General features: G+C 67.7%; 15 protein-coding genes. 6 read left to right on the forward strand and 9 right to left on the reverse strand.

Annotated features, from left to right (window positions below):
- Window positions 1–228 precede the first annotated feature (228 nt).
- Window positions 229–1,743: a hypothetical protein gene (locus tag SYV04_RS12365; RefSeq protein ID WP_321545924.1), complete on the reverse strand. Its 1,515-nt coding sequence runs from the start codon at window positions 1,741–1,743 to the stop codon at window positions 229–231.
- A 130-nt stretch (window positions 1,744–1,873) separates the two neighbouring features.
- On the opposite strand from SYV04_RS12365, the gene SYV04_RS12370 reads away from it, so the two are divergent.
- Window positions 1,874–2,812, forward strand: coding sequence for a DMT family transporter (locus SYV04_RS12370; protein ID WP_321545925.1), 939 nt, complete (start codon window positions 1,874–1,876; stop codon window positions 2,810–2,812).
- A 172-nt stretch (window positions 2,813–2,984) separates the two neighbouring features.
- The gene (locus tag SYV04_RS12375; protein ID WP_321545926.1) at window positions 2,985–5,198 is read left to right on the forward strand and encodes a hybrid sensor histidine kinase/response regulator; all 2,214 of its coding nucleotides are present in this window, start codon (window positions 2,985–2,987) and stop codon (window positions 5,196–5,198) included.
- Window positions 5,199–5,204: 6 nt separating this feature from the next.
- Here SYV04_RS12375 and SYV04_RS12380 read toward each other — a convergent pair whose 3' ends face one another.
- The 6 genes from SYV04_RS12380 to hydA all read right to left on the reverse strand — a co-directional run bounded on the left by SYV04_RS12380 (window position 5,205) and on the right by hydA (window position 12,894).
- Complete coding sequence (locus SYV04_RS12380) at window positions 5,205–6,230, reverse strand: methyltransferase (RefSeq protein WP_321545927.1); 1,026 nt, start codon at window positions 6,228–6,230, stop codon at window positions 5,205–5,207.
- A gap of 59 nt (window positions 6,231–6,289) precedes the next feature.
- Window positions 6,290–7,759, reverse strand: coding sequence for an NCS1 family nucleobase:cation symporter-1 (locus SYV04_RS12385; RefSeq protein WP_321545928.1), 1,470 nt, complete (start codon window positions 7,757–7,759; stop codon window positions 6,290–6,292).
- A 2-nt stretch (window positions 7,760–7,761) separates the two neighbouring features.
- On the reverse strand, window positions 7,762–9,147 hold the full coding sequence (gene preA / locus SYV04_RS12390; protein WP_321545929.1) for an NAD-dependent dihydropyrimidine dehydrogenase subunit PreA: 1,386 nt from the start codon (window positions 9,145–9,147) through the stop codon (window positions 7,762–7,764).
- A 6-nt stretch (window positions 9,148–9,153) separates the two neighbouring features.
- On the reverse strand, window positions 9,154–10,491 hold the full coding sequence (locus tag SYV04_RS12395) for an FAD-dependent oxidoreductase (RefSeq protein WP_321545930.1): 1,338 nt from the start codon (window positions 10,489–10,491) through the stop codon (window positions 9,154–9,156).
- 81 nt (window positions 10,492–10,572) lie between these two features.
- A complete protein-coding gene (locus SYV04_RS12400; protein WP_321545931.1) occupies window positions 10,573–11,448 on the reverse strand; it encodes a nitrilase-related carbon-nitrogen hydrolase in 876 nt (291 codons plus the stop codon).
- Window positions 11,449–11,499: 51 nt separating this feature from the next.
- Window positions 11,500–12,894: a dihydropyrimidinase gene (gene hydA, locus SYV04_RS12405; RefSeq protein ID WP_321545932.1), complete on the reverse strand. Its 1,395-nt coding sequence runs from the start codon at window positions 12,892–12,894 to the stop codon at window positions 11,500–11,502.
- Between the two features lie 178 nt (window positions 12,895–13,072).
- Here hydA and SYV04_RS12410 point away from each other — a divergent pair, with 178 nt between their 5' ends.
- The 4 genes from SYV04_RS12410 (at window position 13,073) to SYV04_RS12425 (ending at window position 16,653) form a co-directional block, all read left to right on the forward strand.
- On the forward strand, window positions 13,073–13,612 hold the full coding sequence (locus tag SYV04_RS12410; RefSeq protein WP_321545933.1) for a Wall-associated protein precursor: 540 nt from the start codon (window positions 13,073–13,075) through the stop codon (window positions 13,610–13,612).
- On the forward strand, window positions 13,602–14,273 hold the full coding sequence (locus SYV04_RS12415; protein WP_321545934.1) for a hypothetical protein: 672 nt from the start codon (window positions 13,602–13,604) through the stop codon (window positions 14,271–14,273). The genes SYV04_RS12410 and SYV04_RS12415 overlap by 11 nt, the downstream gene beginning before the upstream one ends.
- Before the next feature lie 88 nt (window positions 14,274–14,361).
- Complete coding sequence (locus SYV04_RS12420; RefSeq protein ID WP_321545935.1) at window positions 14,362–15,318, forward strand: hypothetical protein; 957 nt, start codon at window positions 14,362–14,364, stop codon at window positions 15,316–15,318.
- Between the two features lie 123 nt (window positions 15,319–15,441).
- Window positions 15,442–16,653, forward strand: coding sequence for a cytochrome P450 family protein (locus SYV04_RS12425; protein WP_321545936.1), 1,212 nt, complete (start codon window positions 15,442–15,444; stop codon window positions 16,651–16,653).
- 54 nt (window positions 16,654–16,707) lie between these two features.
- Here SYV04_RS12425 and SYV04_RS12430 read toward each other — a convergent pair whose 3' ends face one another.
- A complete protein-coding gene (locus tag SYV04_RS12430) occupies window positions 16,708–16,992 on the reverse strand; it encodes a hypothetical protein (RefSeq protein ID WP_321545937.1) in 285 nt (94 codons plus the stop codon).
- 122 nt (window positions 16,993–17,114) lie between these two features.
- Complete coding sequence (locus SYV04_RS12435) at window positions 17,115–18,077, reverse strand: fatty acid desaturase family protein (protein ID WP_321545938.1); 963 nt, start codon at window positions 18,075–18,077, stop codon at window positions 17,115–17,117.
- Window positions 18,078–18,092 lie beyond the last annotated feature (15 nt).

Genomic DNA, 18,092 nt, shown 5'->3' on the forward strand with positions numbered 1-18,092 from the left:
AGTCACGACCCCTTTCATCCCTGTTTCGGGGGGTCGACTACTAACTGGTTAGTAGTCACGGCCATATTCCTGGCCCCAGGGACAGCCCCGAAGCCCTTCCGGAGTCGTCCCAGGCACAGGGGGCATCTACTCCCACCGGAATCCTTCACCGGTGGGGGACTCCCCATGAAAAGCGCGTTGCTCGAATTTATCGGGCCTTGCCGCCGCGCGTGCCCACGAAGCCAACGCTCAAGGTAGGCCGCCCATCCCGGCCATGCACGAGCGCTGCAAGGGAACCGACCAGAGCTGCCCAGCCAGCGTGTCGTCATAGGCACTGAAGAAGAGGCGGTTGCCCACGCGCAGGAAGGAGCGCGTGTACGAGCCCTCCCTGCCAGGCGCCACATCCTTCAGCCGGCGCGTCCCCCCCACCGTGCCATCCGTCACCCACGGCTCAATGCCGGCCGTCTCTGCCTCGAAGGCCGTGAAGAAGGCGAGCTGGTCACTCACGGCGTAGATGGGGGAGCCGTACTCGTCCGAGAGGCTCAAGGGCCGACGCAGCAGCCGCGTCCCCGCCCGCGTCCCATCCGTCACCCAGAGCTGGGTATCGCGAGGCGCCGGACCCGAAGTGCCGATAGCCATGGAGAAGAAGATCCTCCCGTCCGCCAGGGAGACCTCGTTCAGGCTGGGGAACGCATCGGGCTGATCCGCGAAGGGGTTGGGCAAGGTCACCACGTGCTCGCGCACACCGGAGCCGTCCGTGCGCAGCCGGTCGATGCGCATCCGCAGCGTCGCGGCGTCCGTGCTCGCCAGGTACAGGTGTGCCCCCAACGCGTGGAGGAGCCGAGGAAAGACGCTCGGCCCGAACGTGCGCAGGCGCAACGTTCCGCCCACCGTCCCATCCGTCTTCCACACCTCGGTCAGGCCTCCCTCGTCGAACAGGGTGAAGAAGCCCATCCCGCCCGTGGTGCGCACATCGAAGATGCCCACCTGTCCCGCATCGAGGCGCCGGACTCGCCCCGTGCCAGCCGCCGTGCCATCGGTCTTCCACAGCTCGGTGCCTCGCACTGCGCTCGAGACGAAGAAGAGCAGCGTGTCCCCCAGCCGGAGTTCCTGGAAGCTCACGCTGGTGTCCGGACCGAAATCCACCAGTCGCTGCGTGCCCGCGGTCGTGCCATTGGAGCGCCACAGCTCCACGCGCCCCGGTGGGCCGGGCAGCTCGCGGATGAAGACGAGCCTGGAGCCCAGACCCTCGAGGTGAGACAGGGACGAGCCCTCGGTCCCGGGCGTGAGGTCCGCCACCTGCGCTGTCCCACCGGAGGTGCCATCCGTCACCCACAGCTCGCTGCCGGTGGCCGCCTCGCTCGCCAGGAAGAAGAGCTTGTCTCCGGCGGGAGTCAGCCCTCTGAGCCGGTCAAAGCCAAATGAGGGCAGCGGAGGGAACGCCTTCACCTCGACGGTGCCCGCCTCCGTCCCATCGCTCCGCCACAGCGCCATGTGGCGATCCTCGAAGTTGATGGCGAAGGCGAGCTGGCCGCGAAACTCCACGAAGCTCTCGGGCTGCTCCGCGAACCGGGCGAAGAACATGCTCGGCGGCAGGATGACCTTGACGCGCCGAGCTTCCCCCACCCTCGGGGGACACACCTGGGCGGACAGCTCGCCTGCCTCGTCCACGAGCGCCTCCGGTGGAGGCGACTCCTCCAAGAAAGGCTCCCCACAGCCCGCCGCCAGCCAACACACCACCAGCCCTGCCCGCCACGCCCGCATGGCCTGCCTCCGCGAGAGACTGTGCGGAAGGGTTCGGCGCGCCGAGGGCCGTTTCCACTGTCTCGGGAGGCGGTGCGACTGCCCGTTACTGGAACGAAGCCACGCCCCGTGTGCTACTCCGCCCTCGTCCATGGCTTCCTCCCCGGCCCCTCGCCCCGCGGGCCCGCTGAAGATCGCGCTCGCCTACTGCACCTGCTTCATCCTCTGGGGCTCGACGTGGGCCGTGGTGAAGGTGGGCCTGGAGGACCTGCCCCCGCTGCGCTTCGTGGGGGTCCGGATGCTGGTGTCGGGGCTGGTGCTGCTGCCCTTTGCCCGCTCGCGCGGCGCCACGCTGGGTGTACGCACCACCTGGCAGCTCATGGGCGTGGGCTGCCTGCAGATCTCCATTCCCTTCGCGCTGCTGTTCATCAGCCAGCAATGGGTCGCCTCCAGCTGGTCCGCGCTGCTCTTCTCCACCTTCCCGGTGTGGCTGCTGCTGGTGGGGCGCGTGCTGCTGCCGGACCAGGGGCTGACGGGGCGCAAGCTGCTGGCGGCGGGGCTGGGGCTCGCGGGCGTGGTGGCGCTGCAGGGAGACCAGCTCGGAGCGCTGGAGACCTCCCGCCAGGCGCTGCTCGGAGGCCTGTTGATCCTCACGGCGGCGGTGCTCGTGGCGGTGGCCAACGTGCTGGTGAAGCGGCACATGACGCACGTACCGCCGCACGTGCTGGTCTTCGTGCAGACGCTGAGCAGCGCCGTGCCGCTGCTGGGGCTGTCCTTCCTCCTGGAGGCCCAGTCGCCCACGCACTGGACACTCCGCGCGGTGCTGGCCGTGGCCTACCTCGCCCTGGGGGGCACGGTGCTCACCTACCAGCTGCTGTACTGGCTGCTGCCGCGCATCTCCCTCTCGGCGCTGGGCGCCATGGCGCTGCTCGACACGCTGGTGGCGGTGGTGCTCGGCGTGGTGGTGCTGCGCGAGCCGCTCACCGCGTCCCTGCTGATAGGCGGCTCGCTCATCCTCTCCGGAGCAGCCCTGGCCAACCTCCTGCCGCCCGAAGCCGCCCCGGTGTCGGAGCCTCCAGCGCGAGGCTGAGCGTCACCAAGGGTGTGTACTGGCGAACACCCCACCGGCCCCACGCCGCCCGTGCGCGCGGGGGTCCACCTTGCGTCACTCCGAGGCGAGAAGCACGATGCGCCTCCGTCAGTCCTCCCCACGACCCGAGATGGGCTTCTTCGTTGTGCTCGCCACTCTCAAAGCGAGGCGCATGAGCGCTCGCCCCTTACGCTTCTACCTCACGCTGCTGGCGCTGGGGCTGCTGGTCCCGGTGCTCCTGTTCGCCGCGGGCATGGTCGGCCGCTTCGCCGAATCCCAGCGCGAGGTGCGCACGCGCGGCATGCAGGAGACCTCCCGCGCCCTGGCGCTGGCCATGGACCGGGAGCTGCGGCAGAGCATCCAGGCGCTGGAGGTGCTGGCCCACTCCGAGTCCCTGGCGGCCGGAGACCTGCAAGGCTTCTACGACACCTGCCAGGCCGTGCTCCACTCGCGCTCCCCATGGACGGCGATTGGCCTGGCGGATGTCTCGGGCCAAGCCTTGCTCTCCACCACCCACCCGCTGGGCACACCGCTGCCGGGGGTGGCGGATCGCGCCTACTTTCACGCGGTGGTGCAGACGGGGCAGCCGGCCGTCTCGGACTTCCTCGCCACGCGCGCGAAGGGGCAACAGACGGTGGTGGTGGCCGTGCCGGTCCAACGCGAAGGGCGACTGAGCGGCGTACTCGTGGCGGTGTATGACTTGAGCACCTTGGGTCAGCTCTGGTCCGAGCAGCGCCTGCCCGAGGGGTGGGTGGGCACCGTGGTGGACAACGAGGGCATCATCCTCTCGCGCAGCCGAGGCGCCTCCCAGTACGTCGGCGTGCGGGCGCGCCAGCAGTTCATCGACCACATCCGCTCCTCTCCCGAGGCGTTCTTCCCCTCGGTGACGGTGGATGGAATGGAGGTCTTCTCGGCCATCACCCGCTCCCAGATGGCGCCCTGGACGGTGGCACTGTCGGCGCCCCAGGCCGCCTTCTCCGCGCCGCTCAACCGCTCGTTGCTGGGAGTGCTCGCCATCGGGCTGGTGTGCTGCCTCATCGCCGTGGCGTGGGCCACCTGGGTGGCACGTCGCATCACCCACCCGCTGCGGGCCCTGGCGCGCGCGGCGGGAGACAGCGCGGCCACGCCGGCGGCCTTCACCCAGGTAGGCCCCACGGGCATCTCCGAGCTGGAGCGGCTGCGCGCGGCGCTGGAGCGCACCACCACGCAGGTGGCCGAACGGGAGGCGGCGCTGCGGGCGCAGATGGGCGCGGCGCAGTCGGCGCGCGCCGAGGCCGAGGCGGCCAACCGGGCCAAGGATCAATTCCTGGCCATGCTGGGCCACGAGCTGCGCAACCCCCTGGCCGCCATCACCAGCGGCGTCAAGCTCATCGCCATGGCGAAGGAGGAGCCGCGCCGCGAGCGCGCACGGGCGCTGGTGGAGCGACAGGCGCTGCACCTGGCCCGGCTGGTGGATGAGCTGCTGGACGTGGCGCGGGTGAACACGGGCCGCATCCAGTTGCAGAAGCGGAAGGTGGAGCTGGCCGAGAGCGTGCGGCGTGCCATCGCCACGCTCGAGGTGGCCGGGCGCACCCAAGGGCACCAGCTGGTGGTGGAGGTGGAGCCGCTCTGGCTGGAGGCGGACGAGAGCCGGCTGGAGCAGCTCATCACCAACCTGGTGACCAACGCGCTGAAGTACACGCCCGCGGGCGGCCGCATCACCGTCACCACGCGGGAGCACGGGAGACAGGCGGAGCTGAGGGTCTCGGATACGGGGGTGGGGCTGTCGGCCGAAGCGCTGCCGCGCGTGTTCGAGCTCTTCTTCCAGGCGGACCACACGCTGGACCGGGCGCAGGGCGGGCTGGGCATCGGGTTGACCCTGGTGCAGCGCCTGGTGGAGCTGCACGGAGGCACCATCCGGGCAGAGAGCGCGGGGCTGGGACACGGCTGCACCTTCACGGTGTGCCTGCCCCGGCTGGCGACGGAGGAGGTAGCGCGCCTGCCAGTGGCACCGGCGGCGCGGTCCCTGGGCCGGCGCGTGCTTGTGGTGGAGGACCACGAGGACACACGCGAGGCGGTGCGGGCGCTGCTGGAGGCGGAGGGGCACGTCGTCTTCGAGGCGGAGGACGGCACCTCGGGACTGGAGAAGGCGCGGCACCTGCGGCCGGACGCGATCCTGTTGGACATCGGGCTCCCGGGACAGGACGGCTACACTGTGGCGCGGGCGCTGCGTGCGACGCAGGAGGGACAGGGCGTGCTCCTGGTGGCGGTGACAGGCTATGGCCAGCCAGAGGACCGGCGCCAGGCGCTACAAGCGGGCTTCGACGAGCACCTGGTCAAGCCGGTGGATATCGGCCGACTGCGCGAGTTGCTCGCGCAGAAGGCGACGCGGCTTCAGGCCTCGTGAGCGGGCCTACCGGCGACGGGCCTCGATGAGGCTGATGCCCATCTGAGAGGGGGTGACTCGCTCCATCTCCCAGGAGGCACCGTCGAGCAGTGCCTTGAACTCCTGCGCGGTGCGCTCACGTCCATCCACGAGCACGAGCATGTTGAGGTCCATGAGCGCCGTGGGCGTGGGATTTCTGTCCCCCGGCATCACCATCTCCAGAAGGAACAGCTTGGCCCCCGACGGCGCGGCGCGGTGGAGCTGCTGGAGGATGCGCGTGGAGGAGGCATCGTCCCAGTCGTGGAGGATGTGCTTGAGCAGGTAGGCCTCGGCCGCGGGCACTCCGGGCTCGAAGAAGCTGCCGCCCACCAGCTCGACCCTGTCAGCGAGCCCTTCGGCCTGAAGGCGGGCGCGGGCGCCGTCGATGACATGGGGGAGGTCGAAGAGGATGCCTCGGACGGAGGGATTGGCGCGGAGCACCGAGGCGAGGAGCACGCCCTGGCTGCCGCCAATGTCGGCCACGCGGGCGTAGGACGAGAAGTCATGGAGACGCGGCAGCTCGGTGGCGACGAGACCGGAGAGGTCTCCCATGGCGCGGGCGAAGTGGGTGGCCTCCTCGGGGTGCTTGGCGAAGTGCTCCCAGATGTCGATGCCCAGCGCGGCGCGACTGGTGGAGTGGCCGGTGCGAGCCGCCTCGTGCAGGCGGCCCCAGGGCAGCCAGTGGGAGCGGTCGCACAGGGCGATGGACATGTCGCGCATGGACCCGGGGACGTTGGAACGGAGACACGCGCCCATGGGCGTGAGCGAGAACGTACGGGGAGCGGACTCCTCGAAGAGGCCAGCCGTCACACCGCCTCGTAGGAGGCGGTACAGGCCATCCGGGTTGGCGTCCAGCTCGCGAGCCAGCTCATCGCTCGCGCGAGCGCCGGCCGCGAGCTTGTCCGCCACGCCCAACCGGGCAACGGCGCCAATGACCTGAGAGACCCAGTAACCGGTGATGCGCTCAAAGAGCTGCTGCGAAGGAGGAGGAGTCTGGCCAGACGGGTTGTCCATGGTCCGGGGGTGTAACAAAGAGCCCCCGGGCTCGCATCACCGAGAAGAGGACTGACCCCTCAGCGCCCCGGCTCGAGCCGGGTCTCCGCCTTCGGCGGCGCGGAGATCACCGCGAAGACGTAGTGGAGCGCCCCGGACAACAGGAAGCCCACGAACCACGCGTAGGTGTAGAGCGTGCGCCAGAAGCTCGGCACCGCGTCCTTCAGCCCGGGAACCGCCTCGGCCAGGAAGCCGGGCACGTTCACCACCACGCCAATGGCCAGTGCCAGCATGGCCTTCCAGTTCACCCCGGCGCTGAACTCGTACTGCCCACCGCGCCGGTACAGGTCCTCCACCACCAGCGCGCGGCGGCGCACCAGGAAGTAGTCGGCCACCATGATGCCGCCAATCGGCCCCAAGAGCGCCGAGTAGCCGATGAGCCAGGTGAAGATGTAGCCCCCCGAGGACTCGATGAGCTTCCAGGGGAAGATAACCGCGCCCAGGACGGCGGTGATGATGCCGCCCATCTTGTAGGAGATCTTCCCAGGCGCCAGGTTGGAGAAGTCGTTCGCGGGAGACACGACGTTGGCGGCCAGGTTCGTGGACAGCGTGGCGATGGACAGCGAGAGCATCGCCAGCAGCGTCACCAACGCTCCGCCGACCTTGCCCATCAGCTTCACCGGATCCCAGATGATCTCCCCGAAGATGACCGGGGTAGCGGACGTCACCGCCACGCCGATGAACGCGAAGAGCACCATCGTCCCGGGCAGCCCCAGCGCCTGCCCCACCACTTGGTCTCTCTGGCTGCGCGCATAGCGGGTGAAGTCCGGGATGTTCAAGGACAGCGTGGCCCAGAAGCCCACCATGGCCGTGAGCCCGGGGATGAACACCCCCATGAAGGAGCCCATGTCGTTGAACTTCGAGGGCTGCGAGAGCATGGGCCCGAACCCATCCGCCTTGACGTAAGCCCAGATGAGCAGCACCAGGCCCACGACGATGAGGAACGGCGCGGAGTACAGCTCCAGGAACTTGATGGACTCGGTGCCCTTGATGATGAAGTAGAGCGTCACCGCCCAGAACACGGCGAACCCGATGAACTCACCGGGGTGGATGCCGATCGCCGCCTTCATCCCCTCGGAGCTCAAGGGCCCCTGCAGCCCGGGAGCAACCGCCAGCGCCAGCTGCCACAGCGCCTGCCCACCGAGCCACGTCTGGATACCGAACCAGCCGCACGCCACCAGGGCGCGCAGCAACGCGGGGACATTGGCCCCCATGACTCCGAACGAGGCCCGGGCGAACACCGGGAAGGGAATCCCATAGCGCGTGCCCGCGTGGGCGTTGAGCAGAATGGGACCCAGGACGATGACGTTGCCCAGGCCCACGCACAGCAGGGCCTGCCACCAGTTCATCCCCTGGTCGATGAGGCCGGAGGCCATCGTGTACGTGGGGATGCACACCGCCATGCCCACCCAGAGCGCGGCGAAGTGCTTCGTCGTCCAGGTGCGCGCCTCGGGAGGCGTCGCGGCCAGGTCCTCGTTCGTCAGCGACATGGCTAGCGAGCCTTCCGCGCGGCCAGGGTCGCGTCCAAGCCTCCGGGCACGAAGTCCGTGCCCTTGGCGACGCGGTCATTCCACGTCTCCGAGGGCTTGCCCGAGGGCAGCTCCACCATGCTGATGCAGTCGGGCACGGGGCACACCAGCTGGCAGAGGTTGCAGCCCACGCACTCGTCATTGTCCACGAAGGGCACGCGAGCCCCCGGAGTGCCGGCCTTGGCCGTCACCACGCGGTTGGGCAGCTCCTTGGGAATGTGCGTGTGGCCGGCGCGGCGAGACTCCTCCTCGGTGCGGCCGGGGATGTGGATGCACTGGTGCGAGCCATCCATGCAGGCCACGTAGCAGAGCTGGCAGCCGATGCACTTGTCCTCGTCGATCTTCGCCACCAGCTTGTAGGACAGGTCCAGCTCGCCCCACTCGCGGTAGGCGGGCACGGCGCGGCCGCGCAGCTCGCTGACGGACTTCATGCCCTTCTCGTCCAGGAAGTCCGAGAGGCCCTCCATCATGTCCTCGACGATGCGGTAGCCGTGGTGCATGACCGCGGTACACACCTGCACCGAGGTGGCGCCCAGGGCGATGAACTCCGCCGCGTCGCGCCAGTTGGAGATGCCGCCGATGCCGGAGATGGCCAGCTTGCGCACCTGCGGGTGGCGGGTGAGCTGCCCCATCAGGTGCAGGGCAATCGGCTTCACCGCCGGGCCGCAGTAGCCGCCGTTGGTGGAGGCGTTGCCCACCTGCGGCAGCGGCACCATGCGGTCCAGGTCCACGCCCATGATGGACTTGATGGTGTTGATGAGCGAGAGCGCCGGAACGCCCGCGCGCACCGCCGCCTCGCCCGGCTCGAGGATGTCACCCACGTTGGGGGTGAGCTTGACGATGACGGGGACGGTGGCGAACTCCACGGCCCAGCGGGCGATCTCCTCGAGCACCTTGGGCTCGGCGCCCACGGCGGAGCCCATGCCGCGCTCGCACATGCCATGGGGGCAGCCGAAGTTGAGCTCCAGCAGGTCCGCGCCGGTGTCCTCGGCCTTGCGGATGATCTCCCGCCACTCCTCCTTCGTCTCCACCATGAGCGAGGCGATGAGGGTGTGCTTGGGGTAGCGGCGCTTCACCTCGCGCATCTCGCGGAGGTTCACTTCCAGCGGCCGGTCGGTGATGAGCTCGATGTTGTTGAGCCCCATCAGCCGGGTGTTGCCGTAGTCGATGCCACCGAAGCGGCTCGTCACGTTGACGATGGGGTTGCCCAGCGTCTTCCACACCGCGCCGCCCCAACCGGCGTCGAAGGCGCGCATCACCTGATCGCCGGTGTTGGTGGGAGGCGCGGAGGCCAGCCAGAACGGGTTCGGGCTACGAACCCCACAGAAGTCGATCGACAAGTCAGCCATTGCGCTCTACTCCCCCACCAGGTGTCGCTGAATGTCGGCGACGGCGAGCTTCGCCTCCGCCACGGCGTTGACGACTTCCTTGCCACCGTTGACGCAGTCTCCGCCGCTCCAGACCTTCGGATGGCCCGTGCGGTGCGTGGCGGCCGCCACCTTCACCCGGCCGCGCGAGTCCAGCTCCACGCCCGGGAAGGCCTTGGCCACCTGGGTGGCGCGCTCCTGGCCAATGGCCATGACGACGAGCTCCGTGGGCACCAGCTCCTCGGTGCCGGGCACGGGCTTGCCCTCGCGGGTGGCCGCCAGCTTCACGGCGACGACCTTGCCGTCCTTGCGAACCACCTCCACCGGCTGCCGGCTCTCCACCAGCCGCACGCCGTCCAGCCGGGCGGCATCCAGCTCGTGGACGTAGCCGCCCATCTCCTTCTCGGAGCGGCGGTACACCATGGACACCTGCACGCCCAGCAGCGCCAGCTCGTGGGCGATGTCCAGGGCGGTGTTGCCGCCGCCGACGACGAGGGCGTGCTTCACGCCCTCCAGCTTGAAGCCGGGCTCCACCTTGAGGCGCTCGATGAGGTGGGTGGCGCCTTCCACGCCCGGCCCCTCCTCGCCCGGAACGCCCAGCCGCGAGTCCGCCCCGAGCCCCAGCCCGAGGAAGACGGCGTCATGGGTGGACAGCAGCTCCGAGGCCGCCAGCTGGCCCGGCGCGGTGGCGTGCTCCACTACCTCCACGCCGGTGCGCAGCTCGATGCGGCCGAGCGACAGCACCCACTCCAGCTCCTTGAGTGCCTGTGGGCCCTTGAGCTTGTAGGGAGCGATGCCCAGCGTGTTGAGCCCGCCGGGGATCTGCTTGCGCTCATAGATGATGCAGGTGTGCCCCTCGAGCGCGAGCAGGCCCGCCGCGGCGATGGAGGCGGGGCCCGAGCCCACCAGGGCCACGCGCTTGCCAGTGGGCGGGCGGGCCTGGAAGAGGTTGGGGCTCTTGGGGAGCGTGTTCTCCACGGCGTAGCGCTGGAGCCGACCGATGGCGATCGGCTCGCGGCCCCAGCCCGTGTAGACGCAGGAGCCGGCACACAGCACCTCGACGGGACACGCCTGGGCACAGCTCTGCCCGAGGATGTTCGCCGAGAGGATGGTGCGCGCGGCGCCCTTGACGTTGCCGGTGCCGATCTTCCGGATGAACTCGGGGATGTTGATGGCGGTGGGGCACGCCTTGATGCAGGGCGCATCCGCGCAGTACAGGCAGCGGTTGGACTCCGCCACGGCCTCCGCCAGGGTGAACAGGGGCTTCTTGTCCTCGAAACCCTCCTCCGCCCGGCCCGGAGGCAGCTCCCACCGCTTCTGCTCCATGACTCTCATTCCACTCCCATCACCGCGAGGTGCTCTCGCGGTCGCTGCGCTTGGTTGGTGTGTTGCCCCGCTGCGGTGGTGCTACGGCAGCTGCTTGACCATGTTGTCGTAGGTGTCCGGCCGGCGGTCGCGGAAGAACTGCCAGGTGCGGCGGACCTCCTCGATGAGGTCGAGGTTCATCTCGGCGGTGACGAGCTCGTCCTTGTCCTCGCTGCCCACGGCGAGCATGGTGCCGCGCGGATCACAGAAGTAGCTGGTGCCGTAGAACCTGCCGATGTTCCACGGAGCCTCGGTGCCCACGCGGTTGCTGGCAGCGATGAAGTAGCCGTTGGCCACCGCGTGCGCCGGCTGCTCCAGCTTCCACAGGTACTGGGACAGGCCCGCCACCGTGGCCGAGGGGTTGAAGACGATCTCCGCCCCATTCAGGCCCAAGAGGCGCGCCCCTTCCGGGAAGTGCCGGTCGTAGCAGATGTAGACGCCAATCTTGGCGTAGCGCGTCTGGAAGGTGGGGTAGCCGAGGTTGCCCGGCTTGAAGAAGTACTTCTCCCAGAAGCCGTTGGTCTGCGGGATGTGGTTCTTGCGGTACTTGCCCAGGTAGGTGCCGTCGGCGTCCACCACGGCGGCGGTGTTGTAGTAGACGCCCGCCATCTCGCGCTCGTAGATGGGGATGACCATCGCCATCTGGTACTTCTTGGCGTAGGCGGACAGGCGCTCCACGGTGGTGCTGCCGGGGATGGGCTCCGCGAGGTCACACCACTTCGAGTCCTGCGAGGGACAGAAGTAGGGCCCGTTGAAGACCTCCTGGAGACAGAGGATCTGCGTGCCGCGCTTGCCCGCTTCCTCGATGAAGGGCAGGTGCTTCTCGAACATCGCATCGCGGATCGTCTGCACGGAGGCCGACGGGTCGTTGATGGGGTTGGACATCTGGATGAGCCCGCCGATGACCTTACGTGCCATGAGAACCTCGGGGCGAAGCGATGGGGTGGAAGGGGTTGCCCGACTGGAGCTTCAGCGCAGCAGCGAGCCGCACAGGGCGCGCTTGATGAACTGGCCGCCACGCTCGGTCTTCAGCTCGTTCTTCTCGATGATGACGCGGCCGCGCGAGAGCACCGTCTCCGTGAAGCCCTGCACCTCGAAGCCCTCGTAGGCGCTGTAATCCACGCGCATGTGGTGCGTGTGGGGGTTGTTCACGCTGATGGTCTCCTTGCGGTTCGGATCGAAGATGACGATGTCCGCGTCGGAGCCCACGGCGATGGTTCCCTTCTTGGGGAAGAGGCCGAAGGCCTTGGCGGCGGCGGTGGAGGTGAGCTCCACGAAGCGGTTGAGGCTGATTCGCCCGGACACCACGCCGCCGTTGTAGACGAGGCTCATCCGGTTCTCGACGCCGGGGGCGCCGTTGGGAATCTTGGTGAAGGAGTCCTTGCCCATCTCCTTCTGGTCCTTGAAGCAGAAGGGGCAGTGGTCGGTGGCGATGGTCTCCAGGTCGCGGAACTTCAGGCCCTGCCACAGCTCGTCCTGGTTCCACTTCTCGCGCAGCGCGGGCGTCATCACCCACTTGGCGCCCTCGAAGCCCTCGCGCTCGTAGTAGCTCTGGTCGAGGAAGAGGTACTGGGGGCACGTCTCGGCGATGACGTCCACGCCGCGGGCGCGGCCCATCTTCACCTGCTCGAGCGCGTCGGAGCTGGAGAGGTGGACGATGTAGAGGGGAACCTTGGCCACCTCGGCGATGCTGATGGCGCGGTGGACACCCTCGGCCTCCATGCGGGTGGGGCGGGTGAGCGCGTGGTACTTGGGCGAGGTCTTCCCGTCCTTGACGGCGGCCTTGATGATCTCGTCGATGACGATGCCGTTCTCGGCATGCATGCAGATGCGGGTGCCGTTGTCTCCGGCCTGGCGGAAGGTCCGGTAGAGCGTGCCGTCGTCCACGTAGAGGACGCCGGGGTAGGCCATGAAGAGCTTGTAGGAGGTGACGCCCTCATCGGCCAGCTTGCGCATCTCCGGCAGCCGCTCGTCGGGCATGTCGGTGATGATCATATGGAAGGCGTAGTCGATGGTGGCCTTGCCGCTGGCCTTGTCGTGCCAGGCGTCGAGCCCCTTGAGGGTGGACTCGCCCTTGGACTGGATGGCGAAGTCGATGACGGTGGTGGTGCCACCGAAGGCGGCGGCCTTGGTGCCGCTGGCGAAGTCATCGGCGGAGGTGGTGCCGCCGAAGGGCATGTCGAAGTGGGTATGCGGGTCGATGCCGCCGGGGAGGACCAATCGGTCCTTGGCGTCGATGACCTTGTCGGCCTGGACCTTGAGGTCCTTGCCGATGAGGGTGACCTTCTCGCCCTCGATGAAGACATCCGCGACGTAGTCATCGACAGCAGTGACGATGCGACCGTTCTTGATGAGGATGCTCATGCTCACCCCTTATGGGCCAGAGCAGATTGAATACCCCGTCAGGAGATCGTGACGCAAACAACCTGTGAGGCTACGCCTGGTCGAAGAGCCTTGACGGAGGCCACCCCCCGCCTCGCTGCTCGCCGAGCCTCGGACGCATGGCCCACCGCGTCATGAGCGACGGCGTCACCGTGGTAGCGTGACGCGCGTGCTCTCACTGCTGTTGATGCTCTGGGTGACGCAGGTTCCCTGCGCGAGCAACGAACCCACGACGGTGTGCCACTGCAAGCAGGGCCAGCTCAGCGCCTGCGCGGCCGTGCGGGTGACCGACCCTCGGCTGGCGGATGAGCTGGAGAAGGCGGCCCTACTGGCGGTGAAGCTCGAACAGGCCCGCCGGCAGACCGCCAAAGACACCGAGTCCCAGGCTTCCTCCGATTCACCCGAGCCCCCGGACTGCGAGGGGCAGAACCACCATGTCATCTCCAAGCCCATCGCCAAGGCGCTGGAGAGACATGAAACCCTTCGCGGGGTGTATCGGCCGCGCGATCCCCGCTTCCAGACCCAGGCCGTGGATGAGGAAGCACACTGCGGCTACCAGGACTGGCACCGCAAGCTGGACGCGGAGGTCATTGCTTGGCTTGCACGTAACCGCAAGGCCACTCCGAAGGAGTTCGAGGCATACCTACGGGAGATCTACAACCGGCCGGAGATGCTCGCGAGGTTTCCCCGTGGCTTCTGACAGGCCGCTCACCCCACGCTTCTACCTGCTCGAGGGTGACATGTTCGGGCGGTTCGACACTCAGTTCGACACGGCCGACCCCGTCAACACAGGAGATGCCGCCCGTTGTCCACAGTGCGGCGACGTCATCGGCCTGAGGCCTTGGCTGCCTCCCTACCGGGGCACTCTGGAATTGTATGGCGAGGCCGCCGGTGACTTCGTGAAGTTCCCTGGCGACAACATGCTGCTCTCCGAGCGCATGGCCGAGACCTTCCGAACAGAAGGGCTGACAGGGCTCTTCGGCTTCCACCCTGTGGAGATGATCCGCGTGCGGAGGAAGCGCAAGAGTTCCAGAACCCTTGCCGCCCCCCCTTATGTGGTCGCCACCTTCGGCTTTGGCCGAGCTGCCGTGGACGAGGCGCACAGCCACATCCGACGCTCGGAGCCCATCACCTGCTCCGAGTGCCGCTGCACAGGGCTGGACGCCATCCATGGTTTCACCCTGGAGCCGGGCACCTGGCAGGGTGAGGACGTGTTCATGCCCCGTGGCCTCCCGGGGTGCATCGTCGTCTCCGAGCGCTTCACCGCGTTCGTCCAGCGGCATGGGCTGACGAACATGCAGCTCATCCCCACCGAGACCTATGTCTGGGACCCGCTGAGCCGGGGCCCGCCCGCTCCTTGACTCAAAAATCAACCGGCCACGCAACTTCTGCCCACCTTGTGGGATAATCCGTCATCGCAGTACCTTTCGGAACCCGCAGGAGACCTCCATGGCCCCCATTGATCGCAGCCGCAACCTGGTCAGCCAGGTGAGCCCCCAAGCGCGCCAGAGCGTCGAGAAGGCGTCTCTGAACCCGCTGGAGAAGGTGGTGGACCTGGCCAAGCAGGGGCTGGAGGACCTGCCCCGCTTCGTGAAGATGGGCGCGGACGTGTTCGAGTCATCGCACCTGCGCGAGCTGCAGCGGCTGTTCGGCAACGGCAGCGCCAAGCCGGACCGGATGCACGACGGGCAGCTGGTGGGCACGCAGGGGCAGACGTTCGCTCCCGGCACGCCGCTGGGCATGATTCCGGGCGTCACCCCGAAGAACAACCCGAACCCCTCGGAGACGATCCTCTACGTCAACGGCATCATGACGCCGCTGGAGGGCCAGCTCGGCGAGATGCAGTCCATCGCGGACACCTCGGGGGCGAAGGTCATCGGCATCCACAACTCCACGCAGGGGCTGGTGGCGGACCTGGCGCAGTGCGTGGGAGACAAGCTGGACAAGGGCAGCAACCCGGCGGTGGACACGCTGGCCGACACGCTCTACTCGGAGCTGAAGGCGGGGCGCTCGGTACACCTGATGGGCTACAGCCAGGGCGGGCTGATTACGGCGCGCGCGCTGGATGACGTGGCGAAGCGGCTGCGCATCGAGGACGGGCTGTCCCAGGCCCAGGTGGAGCAGACGATGAGCCGCCTGAAGGTGGAGACGTTCGGTGCGGCCTCCACGCACTACCCGGATGGGCCGCAGTACGTGCATTACATCAACAACGCCGACGCGGTGCCGACGCTCACGGGGCTGGGCGGCAGCGTGGACCCGCTGGCCTTCGCCAAGGACGCGGGCAAGGGCGCGGTGGTGCATCGCTTCACGGACGGCAATCTCAACCCGATCAGCAACCACATGCTGGACACGCTGTACATGCAGCACCGCGTGCCCTTCGAGCAGGCGCGCGAGAACCAGTTCTGATCGCTGGCGTTACCCAACTGAGGTTTCCAAGGGAACGGACACACCTGTCACCTCCTGTTGGTGGGAGGGCTCTGGCTATAGTGTGCCCGTTGCAGTGGGCGCTACCTCGTCCCGGAGGAAACCGTGAGCACGTCGGCCCCTCGCTTCGACCTGTGGTCGGAGGAGGCTCGAATCGATCCGCTGCCCATCCTCGCGCGGATGCGTCGAGAGGCGCCCGTCATCCGTCTGTTCAACCCGCACCAGGGCGCACCGGTGTGGTTCGTCACCCGGTACAAGGAAGCGGTGGAGTTCCTTCGCGACCCACGCTTCATCAAGGACAAGGACAAGCTCTCGGCGCAGACGCGGCGCCTGTACTTCCGCGTCAATGAGCTGAGTCACCTCGACCAGCACATGATCAACGCGGATCCGCCGGCGCACACCCGCCTGCGCTCGCTGGTGGCCAAGGCGTTCACGCCGCGCCGGGTGGATGACTTGCGTCCGCGCATCACCACCATCGTGAACCGACTGCTGGACGGCATGCAGGACAAGGGCAGCGTGGATCTGCTCGAGGCGTTCGCGATGCCCCTGCCGGTGACGGTGATCGCCGAGCTGCTGGGGATACCGAGCGAGGACCATGGCCGCTTTCGCGAGTGGGTGAACATCCTCTTCACCCCGCCGGTGGGCGGCGACTTCGAGCCGCTGCGGCGCATGGCGCGCGAGTTCCAGGGGTACCTGCAGGAGTTCCTGGCCCGGCGCCGGGCTCATCCTCGGGAGGACCTGACGAGCGCGCTGATCGCCGCCGAGGAGCAAGGCGACCAGCTCTCGGGAGCGGAGCTGATGAGCATGGTGTTCCTGCTGCTCATCGCGGGCTACGAGACGACGGCGCACCTGCTGGGCAATGGCGTCTGGGCGCTGCTGCGTCACCCGGAGCAGAAGGAGCTGCTGCGTACCAACCCGTGGCTCATCGACTCCGCGGTGGACGAGATGCTGCGCTACCGGGGCCCGGTGAAGAACACCACCACCCGCTTCCCGTTGCAGGAGACGGAGTTCGGCGGGCAGCTCATCCCGGCCCAGGAGATGGTGGTGGCCTCGCTGCTGTCAGCGGACAACGACGCCGAGCAGTTCCCGGAGCCGGAGCGGTTCGACATCACCCGCACACCCAACCGGCACATCGCCTTCGGGGCGGGCGTCCACTTCTGCCTGGGAGGACCGCTGGCGAAGGTGGAGGCGGTGCTCGCCATTCCCTTGCTGCTGGAGCGCCTGCCCCAGCTGCGCTTCGCGGTGGATCCGGCCACGCTGCGCTGGCGCACCGGCATCCTCCTCCACGGCCTGGAACAGCTCCCCGTGGCGTTCTGAGCGACGCGCGTTGCTTGGTGATATCAAAAACTCATCACGTCGAGCTTGTTGGGATCAGCCGCCACTCGAACCAGTTTGCGTCGCTGGGGCTTTGCTCTCTGTCGAGATGACGGACAGGGTCTCCTGAAGATTGGAGATCTTCTGATCCTTCTCGTTTGAATCGACCTTCAGCTGATCGACTTGCTGCTCCAGTTCTCTGTTCTTGGCCTCGAGTTCACTGATGCGCTGGTCGAACTTGTTGGCAAGCTCATCCGCCAGAGATGGGCGAGACGCAGCGCAGCCGAGGCTTCCGCAGAGTGCAAAAAGGCAAAAGGATCTCAACACGACGCAATGAGCCATACCCCCTCCAGGTAGGTTTGATTGAGACGTCGGCTTTCGTGGCTGCGCATACTGCGCCCTACGACACGCCCCCACCAATCGTCCCAGCGTCCTACGCTCGGTCGCCTGCCGAACAAGCAACCTTAGAGGTTCTCGCCGGTGTCGTGCCGGTTCTGGAACATGAAGCGCTCGGCGGGCATGCGCCGGGCACGGAGGGCCCAGTTCCACCACGGCATCTCATTCGCGGGTTGATAGGGAATGCGTCGCAAGAGGTACCCAGGCACCGCGGGGTACAGGTGGTGAAGCTCGTGCGCATCGAATTGGAGCAGCACGCCCACCGAGAACCACGAGGGGAATCGGAGTGAGCGGGTGAAGACGCCCTGCTCCGCCGCAGCGAAAGGCCGCACCTCTTCGCCTCCGCTGCGCTTCATCGGAATATGCGTGTGCTGGCTGAGCAGGATGACGTCCAGGAAAACGAGGCTCAGCAGCAACCCCAGCCCCAACAAGCGTAAGAGCTGCACGGGACCGAGCCAGGCCACCACGCCTCCATAGAGGAACACCAGCCCCGCCGCATCCAGCGCGAAAGCGAGCCGATGTCTGCGCTCGGGGAACATCCGCCACAGCCTGCGCATGTGCCAGAAGTTGCTCACCCGGTAGAGCACCGAGAACAGAGGGATCCACCAGCGCCAGCAGGTGTTGATGAGCGCTCTCTCCATGGGCGCTAGCGGTCTCGGAACGAGCCCAGCGGTGGTCGGATCCCTGTCCTGCCAACCCGTCCACTTGTGATGCTGACCATGCACGGCAGTCCACACCGTGAAAGGGATTGCACAGAACACGCTGGCCACTCGCCCCACCACGGCATGCAGGCGTCGCGTCTGGAAGAGCGTGCGGTGTCCCGCCTCGTGCAGCAGGACGAACCATTGAACCAGCGCCACGGACAGCAACACCTGCCCCACGAGCCACAAAGCCACTCCCGGCTGGGCTGAGAGCCAGAGCGCGAGCGCCGTCACCGCCGAGAAGCCCAGGACGATTCCAGCGCCGGCGGCATCACTCGGCCGCAGATGCATCACCTCGCGAGGACTCGGGGGACGGCATTCAACCTGCATGGGACTCCTCCGCGA

This window comes from Hyalangium ruber, assembly GCF_034259325.1.
GTDB classification, from domain to species: Bacteria; Myxococcota; Myxococcia; order Myxococcales; family Myxococcaceae; genus Hyalangium_A; species Hyalangium_A rubrum.